The sequence below is a fragment of the Streptomyces otsuchiensis genome (assembly GCF_004305975.1).
Lineage (GTDB): Bacteria > Actinomycetota > Actinomycetes > Streptomycetales > Streptomycetaceae > Streptomyces > Streptomyces otsuchiensis.
The window spans coordinates 1-328 of record NZ_BHZI01000636.1 but is presented as its reverse complement, the minus strand read 5'-3'; the positions used below and the strand labels follow the sequence as shown (position 1 = coordinate 328).

The window sequence follows — 328 nt, the reverse complement described above, 5'->3', positions numbered from 1 at the left end:
CCCGGGGCAACTGGGGGCCGCGCGGCGAGGCCGTCCTCCGCCGCATGGATCACGCCAACATCTTCCGGATCATCGCCGGCACCTACACGCCGCTGACGATCCTGCTGCTCGACGACGGCCGCCAGCAGCTGCTTCTCTGGGGCATCTGGGCCGCAGCCGCGGCGGGCATCGCGTTCCGCGTCTTCTGGGTCGGGGCGCCGCGCTGGCTCTACACACCGTGCTACATCGCCATGGGCTGGGCCGCGGTCTTCTTCCTGCCGGACTTCCTGCGGACCGGCGGCATCGCGGTGCTGGTGCTCGTCATCGTCGGCGGGCTGCTCTACAGCGC

1 protein-coding gene is annotated in these 328 nt (G+C 71.3%); it reads left to right on the top strand.

Annotated elements, in window-relative coordinates; translation table 11 throughout:
- A partial coding sequence (gene trhA / locus E0D90_RS26170) for a PAQR family membrane homeostasis protein TrhA (RefSeq protein WP_174856272.1) occupies positions 1-328 on the top strand: 328 nt, incomplete at both ends.